The sequence below is a fragment of the Pseudoalteromonas sp. AWM4_233 genome (assembly GCF_056158285.1).
Window position 1 is genome coordinate 2,809,018 of record NZ_JBSWSZ010000001.1, and the last position, 16,490, is coordinate 2,825,507.

General features: G+C 41.4%; 12 protein-coding genes. 3 read left to right on the top strand and 9 right to left on the bottom strand.

Features of this window, described 5'->3' with window-relative positions:
* Positions 1 to 20: 20 nt before the first annotated feature.
* Together guaA and guaB are read right to left on the bottom strand one after the other, a co-directional pair.
* Entirely contained in the window at positions 21 to 1,595 is a 1,575-nt protein-coding gene (guaA, locus tag ACXAC4_RS12515; protein WP_475162065.1) for a glutamine-hydrolyzing GMP synthase, read from the bottom strand.
* Between the two features lie 112 nt (positions 1,596 to 1,707).
* On the bottom strand, positions 1,708 to 3,177 hold the full coding sequence (guaB, locus tag ACXAC4_RS12520; protein ID WP_349285658.1) for an IMP dehydrogenase: 1,470 nt from the start codon (positions 3,175 to 3,177) through the stop codon (positions 1,708 to 1,710).
* 132 nt (positions 3,178 to 3,309) lie between these two features.
* On the opposite strand from guaB, the gene xseA reads away from it, so the two are divergent.
* A complete protein-coding gene (gene xseA, locus ACXAC4_RS12525) occupies positions 3,310 to 4,680 on the top strand; it encodes an exodeoxyribonuclease VII large subunit (protein ID WP_475164122.1) in 1,371 nt (456 codons plus the stop codon).
* 27 nt (positions 4,681 to 4,707) lie between these two features.
* Here the strand turns inward: xseA and cysE are convergent, their stop codons facing one another.
* From cysE to ACXAC4_RS12550, 5 genes are all read right to left on the bottom strand, one after another.
* Entirely contained in the window at positions 4,708 to 5,529 is an 822-nt protein-coding gene (gene cysE / locus ACXAC4_RS12530; RefSeq protein WP_475162068.1) for a serine O-acetyltransferase, read from the bottom strand.
* 217 nt (positions 5,530 to 5,746) lie between these two features.
* Positions 5,747 to 6,937 (bottom strand): amino acid aminotransferase, encoded by a 1,191-nt coding sequence (locus tag ACXAC4_RS12535; RefSeq protein WP_058030684.1) that lies wholly within the window; start codon positions 6,935 to 6,937, stop codon positions 5,747 to 5,749.
* Positions 6,938 to 7,057: 120 nt separating this feature from the next.
* Positions 7,058 to 7,726, bottom strand: coding sequence for a GAF domain-containing protein (locus ACXAC4_RS12540; RefSeq protein WP_475164124.1), 669 nt, complete (start codon positions 7,724 to 7,726; stop codon positions 7,058 to 7,060).
* 239 nt (positions 7,727 to 7,965) lie between these two features.
* Positions 7,966 to 9,630, bottom strand: coding sequence for an ATP-binding SpoIIE family protein phosphatase (locus ACXAC4_RS12545; protein ID WP_475162074.1), 1,665 nt, complete (start codon positions 9,628 to 9,630; stop codon positions 7,966 to 7,968).
* An 18-nt stretch (positions 9,631 to 9,648) separates the two neighbouring features.
* A complete protein-coding gene (locus ACXAC4_RS12550; protein ID WP_058030687.1) occupies positions 9,649 to 9,954 on the bottom strand; it encodes an STAS domain-containing protein in 306 nt (101 codons plus the stop codon).
* A gap of 201 nt (positions 9,955 to 10,155) precedes the next feature.
* On the opposite strand from ACXAC4_RS12550, the gene yciH reads away from it, so the two are divergent.
* Positions 10,156 to 10,485, top strand: a complete 330-nt coding sequence (yciH, locus tag ACXAC4_RS12555; protein WP_138482621.1) for a stress response translation initiation inhibitor YciH — start codon at positions 10,156 to 10,158, stop codon at positions 10,483 to 10,485.
* 13 nt (positions 10,486 to 10,498) lie between these two features.
* On the opposite strand, the gene ACXAC4_RS12560 is transcribed toward yciH, so the two are convergent.
* Entirely contained in the window at positions 10,499 to 13,459 is a 2,961-nt protein-coding gene (locus ACXAC4_RS12560) for an EAL domain-containing protein (protein WP_475162078.1), read from the bottom strand.
* Between the two features lie 346 nt (positions 13,460 to 13,805).
* Here ACXAC4_RS12560 and ACXAC4_RS12565 point away from each other — a divergent pair, with 346 nt between their 5' ends.
* Positions 13,806 to 14,957 (top strand): chorismate mutase, encoded by a 1,152-nt coding sequence (locus ACXAC4_RS12565; protein ID WP_138482617.1) that lies wholly within the window; start codon positions 13,806 to 13,808, stop codon positions 14,955 to 14,957.
* An 88-nt stretch (positions 14,958 to 15,045) separates the two neighbouring features.
* Here ACXAC4_RS12565 and tyrA read toward each other — a convergent pair whose 3' ends face one another.
* Positions 15,046 to 16,182 carry a bifunctional chorismate mutase/prephenate dehydrogenase gene (gene tyrA, locus ACXAC4_RS12570; protein ID WP_475162082.1) on the bottom strand — a complete coding sequence of 379 codons (1,137 nt, stop codon included), beginning with the start codon at positions 16,180 to 16,182 and terminating at the stop codon, positions 15,046 to 15,048.
* Positions 16,183 to 16,490 lie beyond the last annotated feature (308 nt).

Genomic DNA, 16,490 nt, shown 5'->3' on the forward strand with positions numbered 1-16,490 from the left:
AGCAATGAACTACTTGCTCATTATTCCCATTCGATGGTTGCTGGTGGCTTACCAGAAATATCGTAAACCACGCGTGAGATACCATCGATCTCGTTAATGATGCGGTTTGATACCAGACCTAAGAAATCATAAGGTAGGTGTGACCAACGCGCTGTCATAAAGTCGATTGTTTCTACACAACGAAGTGATACTACCCAGTCGTATTTACGTGCATCACCCATTACGCCAACCGATTTAACCGGTAGGAATACCGTGAATGCTTGCGATACTTTGTGGTAGATGTCTGCTTTATGTAGTTCTTCAATGAAGATAGCGTCTGCACGACGAAGTAAGTCACAGTATTCTTTCTTAATTTCACCTAGTACACGTACACCTAAACCTGGACCTGGGAATGGGTGACGGTAAAGCATGTCGTAAGGTAAACCTAACTCAAGACCAATCTTACGTACTTCATCTTTAAATAACTCACGAAGCGGCTCAACTAGACCCATTTCCATATCGTCAGGTAGACCACCTACGTTATGGTGAGACTTGATCACGTGTGCCTTACCTGTTTTAGAAGCCGCTGACTCGATCACGTCTGGGTAAATTGTACCTTGTGCTAACCATTTCGCATTTTTCAGCTTTTTAGACTCAGCATCGAACACGTCAATGAACGTATGGCCGATTGCTTTACGCTTATCTTCTGGATCTGAAAGACCAGCTAGGTCATTTAAGAACTGCTCTTCAGCATCTACTTTGATGATGTTAAGACCGAACTTATCACCAAACATTTCCATTACTTGCTGACCTTCGTTCAAACGAAGTAGACCGTTATCAACGAATACACAGGTTAGCTTCTTACCAATTGCACGGTGGATAAGCATGGCTACAACTGATGAATCAACACCACCAGATAGGCCTAGGATAACTTCGTCATCACCTACTTTTTCTTTGATTTTAGCAACGGCATCTTCAATAATTTGCGATGGAGTCCATAGCTTTTCACAGTCACAGATATCAATAACAAAACGTTCTAACAGGCGCTGACCTTGCTGTGTATGCGTTACTTCAGGGTGGAATTGAACACCGTAAAAACGCTTTTCTTCCCAAGACATAGCCGCGTGAGGACATGTATCAGTTTTAGCTGAAGTTACAAATGTTTCTGGAACTTCAATTACTTTGTCGCCGTGGCTCATCCACACGTCTAGGAAATCAGAACCATTCTCGATGTGATCTTGAATGTCTTCAAATAGTTTACAGTTACCTAGTTTTTCAACACGTGCGTAACCGAACTCTTTCTTGTCTGAGCTTTCAACTAGGCCGCCTAACTGCATCGCCATAGTCTGCATGCCGTAACATACGCCTAATACTGGCACGCCAGCATTAAATACATACTCAGGTGCACGCGGACTGTTTTCTTCTGTCGTTGACTCTGGGCCACCAGATAAAATAATACCTTGTGGGTTGAATTCACGGATCTGTTCTTCCGTTACGTCCCAAGCCCAAAGCTCACAGTAAACACCGATTTCACGAACACGGCGCGCGATAAGCTGCGTGTACTGAGAACCGAAATCTAAGATCAAAATGCGGGAATCGTGGATGTCTTTGCTCATTGATAATCTCGTTGGTTAGAAAACGATAAGTTTAGTAAAGCACAAAAACGAACTTTACCTAAATTAAGAAGGGCTAGCCTGAGCTAGCCCAATTTTTAATATGCGTTGCGCATTAACCCATACGGTAGTTAGGCGCTTCTTTGGTGATCTGCACGTCGTGAACGTGTGACTCACCCATACCTGCAGACGTTACTTTAACAAACTGAGGTTTTGTATTTAGTTCAGCAATCGTTGCACAGCCAGTTAAGCCCATTGCACTACGGATACCACCCACTTGCTGGTGAATAATCGTTGCGATAGGACCTTTATATGCAACACGACCTTCGATACCTTCAGGTACCAATTTGTCTGCTTCATTTGATTTTTGGAAGTAACGGTCTGACGAACCTTCTTTTTGGTTCATTGCACCCAAGCTACCCATACCTCGGTAAGACTTGTAGTAACGACCTTGGTAAAGCTCAACTTCACCTGGAGACTCTTCAGTACCTGCAAGCATAGAACCAACCATCACGCATGATGCACCAGCCACAAGTGCTTTTACGATATCACCAGAGAAACGGATACCACCATCAGCAATCACAGGGATGTCACGACCTTTTAAACCTTCAACAGCATCAGAGATAGCGGTAATTTGCGGTACACCACAGCCTGTTACAATACGAGTAGTACAAATAGAACCTGGGCCAATACCAACCTTAACTGCATCAGCACCTGCATCAGCTAACGCAATCGCGCCTTCAGCTGTAGCAACGTTACCGGCAACGATTTGTAAATCTGGGTATGCTTCACGTGTTGCTTTAACACGGTCAATTACGCCTTGAGAGTGACCGTGTGAAGTATCGATAAGCAATACATCAACACCCGCTTCAACAAGGGCTGCGATACGCTCATCAGTACCTGCACCCACACCAACAGCTGCACCTACACGTAAACGACCTTGCTCGTCTTTACATGCATTCGGCTTTTCTTGTGCTTTTTGGTAGTCCTTAACTGTGATCATGCCTTTTAATGCAAACGCATCATCAACTACTAGGATTTTTTCAATGCGGTGCTCGTGCATCAGACCTAAGATCTCTTCACGTGCAGCACCTTCTTTTACCGTTACAAGATCGGCTTTCTTCGTCATTACTGAAGAAACAGGCTTATCTAGTTGCGTTTCAAAACGCATATCACGGCTAGTTACGATGCCTTCTAGTTGATTATTCTCACCAACCACAGGGAAACCTGAGAAACCTTTCTCATGTGCAAGCTCCAGCGCACCTTCAATTGTCAGGTCAGCTGTCACAGTGACAGGGAAAGATACGATACCCGCTTCGTAAGCTTTAACCTTACGAACATTTCTCGCTTGCTCTTCAATGGTCATGTTCTTATGAACAAAACCAATGCCGCCTTCTTGTGCTAGTGCAATAGCAAGACGCGCTTCTGTTACAGTGTCCATTGAAGCAGAAACAAGCGGTAGGTTTAAATCAATACCACGCGTTAAACGCGTTTTTAAATCAGCGGTATGAGGTAATACAGTTGAGTGTGCAGGGATGAGTAGCACATCATCGAAAGTTAGGGCTTCTTTTGCAATTCTTAGCATGTTTGCGGTATCTCTCACGTGGAATTGAGTAATAGGAATTGCGTGCGAATTTTATCAGCGTTGCTGTAGTGAGTAAATCTTTTTTTCAAAAAATATGCTAAAGTTTCGCGGTAATTTTTTCAGAGGCCAATGATGACATTCTCAGTTTCTTCAGCTCCAAAACACCAAGTTTATTCAGTTTCAAAGCTAAATAAAGAAATTCGCGGCATTTTAGAGCAAGGTTTTGCTTCTTTAAGGTTAACCGGGGAAATCTCCAACTTTGTTGCACCGGCATCTGGCCATTGGTATTTCTCTTTAAAAGATGACAAAGCACAAATTAAGGCTGCCATGTGGCGAGGAAACAACCGCTACAGCAAGTACAGACCCAATAATGGTGCCCAAGTGGTTGTCACAGCACGCGTCTCAGTGTATGAACCCCGCGGTGAATATCAACTAATTGTTGAACATATGGAACCTGCAGGTGAAGGCCAACTGAAACAACAATTTGAAGCGCTCAAGTTACAACTTGCTGCTGAGGGACTATTTAGCAGTGCATATAAACAACCTCTGCCAACACAAATAAGAAAAGTAGGTGTGGTTACCTCTGCCACTGGCGCTGCAATTAAAGACATCTTGACAGTAATGAAGCGTCGCGCTCCACAACTTGAAGTTATCGTTTATCCAACTCAAGTTCAAGGCAGCGATGCTCACCTGCAAATTGCAGAGAAAATTCGTTTGGCAAATATCCGAAATGAAGTCGACGTACTGATTGTGGGCCGTGGCGGCGGCTCATTAGAAGATTTATGGTGCTTTAACGAAGAGCATCTAGCCCGCGAGATATTTGCCAGTCGTTTACCTATTATTAGTGCTGTGGGTCACGAAATAGATACCACCATTTCGGATTATGTTGCTGATTTAAGAGCCCCTACTCCATCAGCAGCCGCTGAACTAGTCAGCCCAGATCAACATGCGATTAAAAAACACATTATTGAAAAGTACGCACGCTTAAGTCATTTAATGCTGAGTAAAATCAAAGAAGCGAAGCAAACTAACAATGCGCTACTACAACGACTCAAGCTACAGCATCCCAATAGTCAACTCCAGCAACAAGCACAGCGTTTAGACGAGCTTTCAATGCGATTGCAACGTGGCGTGCATGCTCAGCTCAATCAAAAAAATAACCAACTGAGTTTGCTGCAACAAAGGTTTCAACATCAACACCCTGAACGTCGACTTTCTCAATCAAAAGATGCGCTACAGCAGTTAGAGCAAAGATTATTGAATGCACAAAATAAAAACCAACAGTCCGCAGAGCAACAGCTAGCCATGCTAGCAGCAAGACTTGAAAGCGTTAGCCCACTGAGCGTGTTAGCGAGAGGTTATTCCATCACCAAAAAAGGCGAGAGTGTAGTGAAATCGATTGAACAAGTAAAAGCGGGAGAAACACTTGTTACTCAAGTCCATGATGGTGAAATTCACACCACAGTGAATCACACCCTAGAAACAACAAAGGCTGCACAGTAGCAGCCTTTATTTCCATTTATATGCTGTTTATAGCATAGCGCTGGTATACGATTCGTTTTCTAAAGACACGTCATCTTCTAAGAAATTTTGATCCATCGATTCTGCAGGACAAGGACAATTCGGCTTACCAACCACTTTTGCCGGAATACCCACAACAGTTGTATGTGGCTCCACTGGGTTTAACACCACTGAACCAGCACCAATACGTGCGCCTTCTCCGACTTCGATATTACCTAATACTTTTGCTCCTGCCCCAATCAATACACCCGCTCTGATTTTTGGGTGGCGATCGCCTTGTTCATTACCTGTACCACCGAGTGTTACAGATTGTAAGATTGAAACATTGTCCTCGATTACCGCGGTTTCACCAATTACGATACCAGTTGCGTGGTCAAACATAATGCCATGACCGACTTTACAAGCAGGATGGATATCAACGCCAAAAACTTCAGAGGTACGGCTTTGGATGAAACGTGCGAGCTCTTTGCGGTTCTGACGCCAGAGGCAATGTGCAAGTCTGTGTGCTTGGATTGCATGAAAACCCTTCAAGTTCAAAATAACAGTTAAATAACTATCGGCAGCAGGGTCACGATCTTTAACTGCTTTTATGTCATGGGCAACATGGGTCAACATTCTGTCGCAGTCAACAAAGGCTTGGTCAAACAATTCGCGTATTGTAAAAGCCGATACCACCGCATCCGCAAGCTTGTTTGCAACAATAAAACTTAACGCAGAGCCTAAACACTCGTGATTTAACACACTCGAGTAAACATGACTTGCCAAAAGAGGCTCTCTACTTACTAACTCTGTTGCTTCTTGGCGAAGCTGCTGCCAAATTTCATGACGCATAAACATACCTTACAGACTGACATTAGGCGGATTGTAACGGTTACATAAACCGTACGACCAGAAAATGCTGGGAACATCTTCTACTTACTTATAACAAACTGCACTAAAACAGGCAATTTGCGAAAGGTTTGCATTCACTTCAAAACAAGAGAAAACACAATCCAGAAACAAAAATGCCACTTATCACTAAGTGGCATTCATTAAGCTTAAAGCTTAATTATTTTAGTACTTCAGCAACTGCTTTCGAGAAGTACTCAATGTTAGCTTGGCTCACGCCTGCAACATTTACACGGCTAGAACCCACAATATAGATTGCGTATTCTTTTTGTAGACGCTCGATTTGCTCTTTATTAATACCTAAGAAAGAGAACATGCCGTTTTGCTTATCAATGAAAGAGAAGTCCTGTGCTACACCTTGAGCCGCTAAGCTATCTTTGATTAATGTACGTAGACCATTGATACGGTTACGCATTTCATCAAGCTCATCATGCCACTCTTGTGTTAGTTCTGTACTACCTAAAATCGTATTTACGATATCTGCACCATGTGCTGGCGGCATTGAGTAAATACTACGAACAACACTTAATAATACCGAGTTAGAAATATCAGCATTTGCGCTGTCTTTAGCAATGATTGAACATGCACCGATACGCTCACGGTAAAGACCAAAATTCTTAGAACATGAAGAACAAATAATCAGCTCATCAACTGCATCTGCTAGTAAACGCAAGCCTTTTGCATCTTCGTCAAGGCTTGCACCAAAACCTTGGTAAGCAATATCGATTAACGGGGTGAAGCCCACTTCTTTTGCAAGTTCAGCAACTATTTTCCACTGCTCTTCGTTTAAATCCATACCACTTGGGTTGTGACAACAAGCATGTAAAAGAACCACGTCGCCTTTAGGTACTTGTTTAAGCGTGTCGATCATTTCATCGAACAACAAGCCTTTATTTTCGTAGTCATAATATGGGTATTCTTTAACTGTTAGGCCCGCAGCTTCAAATAAGCTGATGTGGTTAGCCCAAGTTGGTGTTGTTACCCATACTGTCGCATCTGTGTTACAACGCTTGATGAATTCAGCAGCAACACGTAGTGCACCTGTACCACCTGGCGCTTGTGCAGTGCGAACACGGTTTGCAAGTAATGTGCTGTGCTCACCTAATAGCAGGGTTTCCATTTTCTGACAAAAATCTAAATTACCAGCAAGACCAATGTAAGACTTAGTGGTTTCGTTTTCTAAACGAAAAGCTTCAGCTTTCTTTACAGCTCTTAGTACAGGGGTATTACCTTGCTCATCTTTGTAAACACCAACGCCAAGATCGATTTTATTAGGGTTAGTATCTTGTTTGTAAGCAGCCATAAGACCCAAAATTGGATCAGTTGGTAACGGTTTTAATTCTGAGAACATAGGTCATCTCTTAATTTAGTTATTTGTCAGTGTGCCTTATAAACGCGCAGAGTATTTACAAGGCATAACCCGGGGTTAAAACTGCGTTAATAGTAACATAAAATTTTAAGAACTCGAGTGCTACGAACGCGGTAAATACTGAGGAATTCTAATACAAGCGGCAACTAAAACTGCCAACACCTGTTCATCAAAAATGCCAGTTGAGAACGCCTCGGCATCGATGATCCCTGTGCAACCTGAGATGTTATCAAACATAGGTAAACATGCTTCAGACTGTACTTTAGGATCACAGGTATAATACTCACCACCTTGTGCTACGTATTCAGCGACATCATTCACAACTCGCCCTTTAGAAGACAAGGCAACTTGTACGTTATTACTTATCTTTGCAAAGTCTTCTGTTAGTGGGAACAAAGGACGGCTTGGCGCACCGTGATAAGCCAATTTAAGTAACTGCTCACCTTCAGGGGTTAAGGTATTTGCATATATACCAAACCAGTCGACCTGTGTTTTATCAACAACGAATTGCACAATCGCATTGAGCTTTGCCAATAACACTTTATTTTCTTGGTTATTGTTGATGTAGCTTTCTAACTCAAAAGGTGCATCTTGTAGTTGGCCAAATAAGCTACAGCTTCCGCCTTCCCCTAATTCAGGGATCAAATAAGACCAAACCGCATCCGCAGTGCCTTGTTCAGAATTTAGAAATGTATCTAATTCTGCTAGCGCTTGCTCTACAAGTGAAGGCGATGTCGTTACGCCCGACAGTGAAAGATAAGAAGAAATCATTTTAGCCATCCAAACATCCAGATACCTGAAACTTAGCACACAAAATTAGCTTTGCAAAGGTACAAAGCCAATTCATTAAGAAACATTAAAGACCTGCGGAAGTAAGATTTAATTTCGGTTAAAAATTTTTTGTCGATATTTGCTGTGGTAGGGGTTATTTGACTTTGAGATATGACTTTTTCTAAGCTAAAGTTTTATACACTTAAATTAAACTATTCAGTAATCACCTAAATACTCAATCAAGAAATATAAGGGTTGTTATTTAATGAGTATATAAGCTCCACACAGTTGCCAGTTTCATTATAAGACACCGAATGAGCTATTTCGTTTAGTAAACCAACACCTCTACCATGCTCTTGACACAAAGAAGCTGTGCTATCTTCTTTAACATGAAAGCCAGTGCCGGAGTCAGTAATGGTAAATCTAATGTGTTGATGCTGAGGTTCGTAATTTGCACTTATTTCTATCCGAGCTGCTTGCAACTTTGCCAATGCTTCTTCACGCATTTGATAGAAAATAAAAAATCCATCTTCTTGATTTTTAATTTCTGAATCTAACCCCAGCACCCCATGATCTAATGCATTGTTATAGGCTTCAGAAAGCAGAAGAAAAATATTTGAACGGTGATTATCAACCCCTTCTACCGTACTTAACATATTTACTAATTCTAAAATGGGATCATTTCGTTTCATTTTTTCTGCGTTTAGCACGACGTGAAAGTCAAATGGCAGCTGAGAGTAGCTCACCTCCGAATTAATAATCAGCGGATTCGCAACACAATTTATAATTGCGATACTCAAGTCATCTTGTTGCTCACTGTGACCAGAGAACTGATGTACTTGAGCAATAATATCTTCGGTACCGATATTTGATTTACTTGCAAGCGTCGCTTTTAAACGCTCTTCACCAAACATTTCACCTTGTTTACTTTCTGTCTCGACAATGCCATCTGTTGCCATAACAAGACGGTGAGCGTCATTAACCTCAAAATGAACTATATTCCTCTCGAACTCATCTTCTTCTAGAATACCCAATGCCATATGCTGTGATTCAAGGGTTTTAATTACCGCCCCGCTTTTATCTATTAAATAAATATCAGGTATGCCACCAAGCCAAGCAGATACACTTCGACCAGACTCACTTAACTCTATGATTGCTGCAGCACAGAACATATGACCTGGTAATAACTCTGCCAGTGCATTATTTAATTCATAAGCGATGTCACTCACAGCCATGCCTTTAGCCACCATCGCATAGAAAATACGAGAGGCTGGCAAAGCCCCTACTGCAGCAGCTAAACCATGACCAGTAAAATCCCCCAGCAGACAATAGAAACCACCGAGCGGACTCTGTGCCATTAAGAACATATCGCCATTAAACATAGACGCAGGGGATAGGTGGAAGTCACAAATGTTTGGAAAGCTTTTCTGTTGCGAGAGCGCATTGCTAAAGATGTGCTCCACAATTTCATGCTCACGCTCAGTTTGATTATAATGGTATTCGAGTTCTTTCTTCTGCCTATTAGCTTCTTGGCTTAAACGACGAGTTCTTGCATGCGCTTTAATTTTGGCTGAGAGAATGATTTTATCGAAGGGTTTGTGGATAAAGTCATCACCACCCACCTCAAGACACTTTTCAAAACTTTGGTGATCTTCAAGCGCAGTAATAAAGATAATCGGTAAGTAAACATCCCCAGCTTGCTGCTTAATGAGTGGTGCCGTTTCAAAACCATCCATTACAGGCATCATGACATCAAGCAAAACGATATCAATAGAGTACTCGTTTAACTTTTCAAGCGCTTGTTGCCCGTTGCTTGCAAGCTCGACCAGATAATTTTGTTGTTCGAGCATGGCTTTAAGCAAAGTGCAATTTAAGGGTTGGTCATCAACGACTAAAATACGCAATGTAGGGTCTAATCTAAATCAGTCAATATCAAACTTTTTATCAAAACGCGAGATTTGCAATATTTTCTTTAGTTGAGGACGACAGTTGCTAATCGTAATACTCGACACAGATTCACCCAACGTTTTCTTCATATTTAAAAGCATACCAAGGGCAGAACTATCCATATAATCAGTTTCTCGCAAATCGATAATCACCTTATCCGTTTGCCCATCTACCTCAGCATACGCTTGACGGAAAGACTGAACCAAATTGAAATCAAACTTTCCTTTTATCTGTATCGTCAACGTTTTGCCATCGGCAGAAGCGCTCTTGCTCAAACTCATTATAACCTCCTAATATGGTTCGAATTTGTTATTCATCCGTTGTTCTTAAATATAACTTGTTTAGAAATAATCGCCAAAAAATATCGAACTTATTATCAAAATTTATTTAAATGCATAAAAATCATACCATTATCAAGATGTGTTCAATGCACTCTACGAAACTGTTATTATTCAGGGATAGAAACAAAAGAGCACTGAAAAATGTCTGAAAATAATCTTGTTTATTCAACTGAATTTGGCCGTATTAAACCTGAGAGCGAAAACAATGAACCTGAAGTCCGTCTATTTAAAGATGGGGCAGTCCGCATTGAAAGGCAAACCAAAGGCCGTAAAGGGAAAGGCGTGATGCTGGTTGTTGGTATAGACCCGTCTGAGCATGATTTAAAGAAACTCGCTAAAACACTAAAAAGTAAAATGGGTCAAGGCGGTGCAGTAAAAGAAGGCGTCATTGAAATACAGGGAGATGACCGAGACAAGCTTAAACAAATACTAGAAGCGATGAAGTTCAAGGTCAAAATTGCGGGGGGCTAACCCCCCCCTTTTGTTATTGTACTTTAAAGACTTCAACAGCCTCTTCAGGGATAGGTGGGCTGTAGTAGTAGCCTTGTACTACATAACAGTTGTTATTCGCTAAGAAATCTACTTGCTCTTTCGTTTCAACTCCTTCAGCAACAACCTCAAGATTAAGCTTTTGGGCCATCGCGATAATAGCAGCAGTAATTTCCATATCATTTGGGTCTTCAGGAATATCTTTCACAAATGAGCGATCTACTTTAAGAATATCAACTGGGAAGCGTTTTAAATAACTTAAAGACGAATAACCCGTACCAAAGTCATCAATAGATAAAGAAACACCTAAGGCCTTAATTTGGTGTAATTGAGAAATTGCTGCTTCTACATCTCCCATAAGCATACTCTCAGTCAGCTCAAGGTGAAGTAATTTAGGTGGCATATTTGTACGAGCTAGCACATCAGACAACACGCGTTTCATATTGCTGTCTTTAAATTGTCTCGCTGACAGATTAATTGACATGTTTCCAACTTTGCCTTGCTGCTGTAACTTCACCGAGAAGCGACATGCGGCCTCGAGTACCCACTCTCCCAGCTCAACGATTAAACCCGTAGCTTCAGCAATTGGAATAAATTTACTTGGTGGGATAGGTCCTTGCTCTGGATGCTCCCAACGAATTAACGCTTCATACCCAACCACTTCATTAGTACGGTAATCAACCTGTGGTTGGTAATGCAAAGTGAATTGATTATCGCGAATAGCCGAGCGCAGTTCATTTTCTATATACAAACGCTCGTTTGCTGCTTCATCTAACTCTTGAGAATAGAAATGGAACGTGTTTCGCCCTTTCGCCTTTGCCTCATACATAGCTAAGTCAGCGTGTTTAAGTAATTGCTCTTCTTCTTTACTGTCAAAAGGCGCAAGCGTAATACCAATACTGGCACTGACAATCACTTCATTATTGCCAAGTTTAATCGGCACATTCAGTGTGCGTTGGATCATCTGAGCCACATCCATCGCATTATCTCGTTTCTCAATGCCACTTAACAGTACGGCAAATTCATCACCACCTAATCGTGCTATCGTATCTTCAGCTCTTAGACGGGTTTTAAGTCGGTCGGCTACTTCCACCAGTAAGCGATCGCCTGCGTCATGACCCAAGGTATCGTTAATACGCTTAAATTCATCTAAGTCAAAGTAGAATAACGCAAATGCGTAATGACCGCGTTCAGCCAATGCCATCGACTTTTTCAACTGCATTCTAAAGAAGGTGCGGTTGGCGAGGCCTGTTAGGGTATCAAAGTAAGCCAACTCCTCCATCTTACGCTGACTCTCTTTAACAAACGAGATATCTTGAGCTGACGCCACATAGCTTGAAATGTGACCGCTTTCATCACGAATAGGAGAAATGCTCAAGCTCACCCAAATCGGTTCATTTGTCACTCCTTGGAGTATGGTATCACCACGCCAATAATTTCGACTCCGCAAATCAAGGTCTATATCTTCAATTAGTATCGACATCTCTTTGGAAATAATGCTCAATAAAGGCTGTCGGGCATAATGTGCTTCATTGTAGCCAGTCATTTCTTGCATTTTTGGGTTTACGTATTCGATTTGAAAATGCTCATTGGTGATCACCACCGCAGTACCCGAGAACTCAACTGCTTTAGATAATCTATCAGCCGCTTTTTGCGCTATTTCTTTTTCAGTAATTTTATTGTTTAAACCCGTTACTAAGGTTTTAATTTCTTTACCCATATCATTGAAAGTGGCATTTAGGAGGCCAATTTCATCATTATTATTAGGCATTGCGGGCATGTCCCATTGGCCTCGACCAAAGTCTTTTACTGCACTGACCGTATTATTTATACGCTGTAACACCAGTTTATAAAGCACTTGATGCAGTAAGAGAGCAACGAACATCGCATATAAAACAAATAAACCAAAGAATTTAACTTTAAGCTCTTCTAGTGCAGCAAGCGCCGAATCACGCTTTTTGTAAATACCAACATACCAACCTAACTCTGTGAGTTGAGTAACATTGATGAGATGTGTTTCACCTTTTAAGTCAAAGATTGACTGTCTATCTGGCAATTTTAACTTCAATGTATCATCAACAACCTTTGCAAGTTCTGGCGTTAATTCATTGCGACTAATAGCAGAGCCCGTATTAAAGATTTTTTGTAGATTTGGCGCAGCAAGAATATTGCCCTGACCATCAAAAATTAAGTATCCCTGATTCGTAGTTGGCACTGGCAGGTGCTTAAGTAGGTCCACCATACTAATATCTGTCCCTACGAAACCTTGATATTCTTCTTCAAAGTACAGAGGCACAAGGATACTGATGACCCATTTGCTCCATACATCGTCGTAGTGCACTTTTGACCAAACCGCTTCTCGTGTCGGGTTGAGCTCTTGTTTAAGTTGAGCAATAGTTTGGCCATCGAACAAGCCTTTTTTAGGAGCCGCGTTCAATAGCGTATTAGGTGGAGATATTCTGACAAACTGATTGTTCGTCACCATGTAAAAGTTAAAAAAGTCTTGTAATAAAGGAGGCGCAATAATATCCCATAGTGCTTCTGAGCGAGCAAAAAACTGCTTATGCGCTTCATCTAAAGACTCTCCTGTAAAATAGGCAGCCGTTAAACCATTTGACGCGGTGCTGCGATAAGCGCCGTCTCTAAATTGTATTGGAGATGGTGAATGATTTTGAATGGTCTGTTCATCATAAAAAAGATGTTTAGTTACAACAGCACCGGTTTGTTCAGACAGACTCTTTTTTAATTCAAGATAATTAGAAAATTGATTTATGACTTGGGTACTAAAGCGCTTTAGATCTGCATACTCTTCAAATACAAGCTGCTTTTCTTCTGACTTTAGCATGAAAGCAGCAGCAAAAATTCCCGCAACCAAACACACCGCCGAAATTAAAATCGATAGTTTGACGCTTAAAGAATTAAAACCAAACCTTGAAGGGGGTCGACGATTGACCACTGCTAAACCCTTATTAAAATTGTTATTTTTATATCGATATCGTTTCCCCAATATATCAGAATGTTTTCCTTTTCGCCAAGTTAGGGGCCTACAATCTCGCAACAAATGAGAAAAAAATACCAGTAAAGACTAAGGTAGTGCTTGTATGCACTTACCCCCTGTGTTAATAATGTATTCAATCTATTAAGTAATTCTTAATTGAACAATGACAAATTCTATTACTCGCAAAACTTATTTCTTTTTTAGCTTCTTTTTTAGATGAAGAGGCTTACCTGTTTGCGCGTGATTACGAATAGATAAGCCTCCCAACTGGGAGGTTTTTTTTTGCCGCTGGGAGTGAGGACCTATGACAGAAAATACTTTAAATGCTTTACGCAAAGATATAAATGAAATCGATTCAGACTTAATGGTGCTTCTTGCAAAACGCCGCCGCATTAGCCATAGCGTTTTGGAATATAAAATTGCCAACAATAAACCTGTTCGCGACGAAGAGCGAGAACAAGCTTTGCTAGAAAAGCTGATTAATTATGGCAAGTCACTCGGACTTGATGCGTTTTATGTAAACAGCGTTTTTCAAACTATCTTAGAAGATTCAGTTTTAAATCAGCAGGCCTTACTACAAAAAAGCCTAAATCCTGATTCATTAAGTGACACTCATCGTGTTGCTTATCTCGGCGGGCAAGGCTCTTATAGTCAATTAGCCTGTCACAAATACTTTAGTCGCCGCCCTGGTAAGTTAGTTGAAATGGGCTGTCAAAGCTTTGAACAAATCACTCAACATGTTGAGAAAGGCCAAGCTGACTATGGTCTGCTGCCAATTGAAAACACAAGTTCAGGCAGTATCAACGAAGTATTCGACTTACTTCAACACGCGCAAGTCACCATAGTCGGTGAAGTCACTCACTCAGTTGAACATTGCTTATTGGCAGCACCAGGTACTGAACTCAGCGACATTCAAAAAATCTTTGCTCACCCTCAGCCATTTGCGCAATGCAGCCGCTTCATTCAAGGACTGGATAATGTATTGCATGAAACATGTGATTCGACATCAAGTGCCTTAAAGCAAGCATCAGAAACACCAAATGGCGCTGCCATTGGCTCCGCACAAGCCGGTAAAAATGTCGGCCTAGAAGTAATCAAAACAGGACTTGCCAATCAAACTGAAAACCACAGCCGCTTTATTGTTGTGGCGCGTAAAGCATTGCAAGTATCAACTCAGATCCCAACCAAAACAAGCCTGATTATGGCAACCAAGCAGCAAGTTGGTTCATTGGCCGATGCACTAATGGTTTTCAAAGCCCATAACATCAATATGGTGAAGTTAGAATCTCGTCCTGTACCAGGTAACCCTTGGGAAGAAGTCTTCTATGTTGACTTACTTGCCAATACGGCAGAAAAGCATGTGCAGAATGCCCTTGAAGAGCTTAAAGACCACACTCAATTTGTACGCATTTTAGGGTGTTATCAAAGCGAGTCTATGCAAGCCGTCGAAGTCTAATATGAAGCTATTAAGCTAACTGAAAAAGGCACTCATCTGAAGTGCCTTTTTTCATACCAATCTTTATTAAGAAGCGCTCATTTAAGCGCTATATATCTAATACCTTTGCATCATTCGCTTTATTAAGCAAACCACGACTTTGCTTTAAAAACTGCTCTGCACAGCCCGAGAAGTATTGTTTAGCCTCTGAGAACGAATCAATCAATGCCGCTTTGTCGCCCGCTTTAAGTTTATCCAGTGTCAATTCAAAAGTTTCTTGGTAACTCGCTAATAAGCCTTCAACATCATTGAATTGCGCTAACATAATGTCTGAATATAACTCTGGAGACTGAGCGAATAGCCTGCCAACCATCATTAATTCAAGCTGATAGATAGGTGAAGAACAGCTTCGAAGTTCTTCTAATGTATGGCATTGCTTCGCCAAAAACTGGCCATAGACGAACGTGGTTAAGTGACGCATGACCTGAATGATCTGCATGGCTTGGTCGTGCTTTTTCGCATCCATTTCGACTAGCTGGCAACCCCATACTTTTAGCTGCTCAAGTAGTCCTGAACATGCTTCAGACATTCGCCCTTCACAGACCACAACAGTTTGCTTTACCCAATGAGAAATATCAGGGCCAAACATTGGGTGAAGACCAACAACTGGACCTGTATGCTTTTCCATAAGCACTTTCAAAGGCGCTTGCTTAACGGAGGTAATATCAACTAAGACACAGTCATCAGGTAAAGCTGGCAATGACGAAACCACTTCTTCTAAGGCATTGATTGGCACACTCACAAGCACCAATTTAGCCCCAGTTAATATTGTTTCGGCATCAGCTTGTTGCGCTCGGTCCAAAATACGAATCTCATACCCTGAGCGAGTAAGCTGCTTAGCAAATAACTGACCCATCGCCCCTTCACCACCGACAATCACGACAGGAGATAATTCAGGCGCTTTACAGGCTAACTTACTTTGCTGATTTTCGTATGCTTCACGCATCATGCGCCTAAGCATATCTTCAACTAGATCTGGGTTTACGTTGTGCTCTTCAGCCTGCTGTCTTCTCGCTTCGATCAAAAGGCTTTCTCTGTCAGGGGCATGTAAAGGTGCACCTATCTCTTGTTTGATGGCACCGATTTGAGATGTTAATGCGTTGCGTTTAGCAAGAAGTTGTACGAGCTGACTGTCGCATTCATCAATGCCGGCTCGAAGTTGTGCTAATGTTTGCTCACCCGTCATAACTGTAAACTTTTATAAACACCAGTAAATAAATAATTACAACTAGTCTAACAGGATGGTATGACAGATAAAAGTGAAGGGATGAATTAATTTTATACCAATCCTCTTAATTAAGTGATCTATTTTGAGGCGAGGAAAACTCGTCGATAGCAAGGCGAAAATTTTGCGGTTTAGTTGTTCTAAATAAGAAATTTTTAACGAAGCTAGCGTCAGTTTTAGTCCCTAGAAATGATTGAGTATTATTGAGGGTTGGTATAAGACTATGACATCACAAAGTGCGATATAGTTTTTTTGAGCATATAAACCAA

What these genes read in the sequence shown, in the direction of transcription:
- guaA (WP_475162065.1), bottom strand. Translation starts at nt 1,595, where the DNA reads ATGAGCAAAGACATCCACGATTCCCGCATTTTGATCTTAGATTTCGGT.
- guaB (WP_349285658.1), bottom strand. Translation starts at nt 3,177, where the DNA reads ATGCTAAGAATTGCAAAAGAAGCCCTAACTTTCGATGATGTGCTACTC.
- xseA (WP_475164122.1), top strand. Translation starts at nt 3,310, where the DNA reads ATGACATTCTCAGTTTCTTCAGCTCCAAAACACCAAGTTTATTCAGTT.
- cysE (WP_475162068.1), bottom strand. Translation starts at nt 5,529, where the DNA reads ATGCGTCATGAAATTTGGCAGCAGCTTCGCCAAGAAGCAACAGAGTTA.
- ACXAC4_RS12535 (WP_058030684.1), bottom strand. Translation starts at nt 6,937, where the DNA reads ATGTTCTCAGAATTAAAACCGTTACCAACTGATCCAATTTTGGGTCTT.
- ACXAC4_RS12540 (WP_475164124.1), bottom strand. Translation starts at nt 7,726, where the DNA reads ATGATTTCTTCTTATCTTTCACTGTCGGGCGTAACGACATCGCCTTCA.
- ACXAC4_RS12550 (WP_058030687.1), bottom strand. Translation starts at nt 9,954, where the DNA reads ATGAGTTTGAGCAAGAGCGCTTCTGCCGATGGCAAAACGTTGACGATA.
- yciH (WP_138482621.1), top strand. Translation starts at nt 10,156, where the DNA reads ATGTCTGAAAATAATCTTGTTTATTCAACTGAATTTGGCCGTATTAAA.
- ACXAC4_RS12565 (WP_138482617.1), top strand. Translation starts at nt 13,806, where the DNA reads ATGACAGAAAATACTTTAAATGCTTTACGCAAAGATATAAATGAAATC.
- tyrA (WP_475162082.1), bottom strand. Translation starts at nt 16,182, where the DNA reads ATGACGGGTGAGCAAACATTAGCACAACTTCGAGCCGGCATTGATGAA.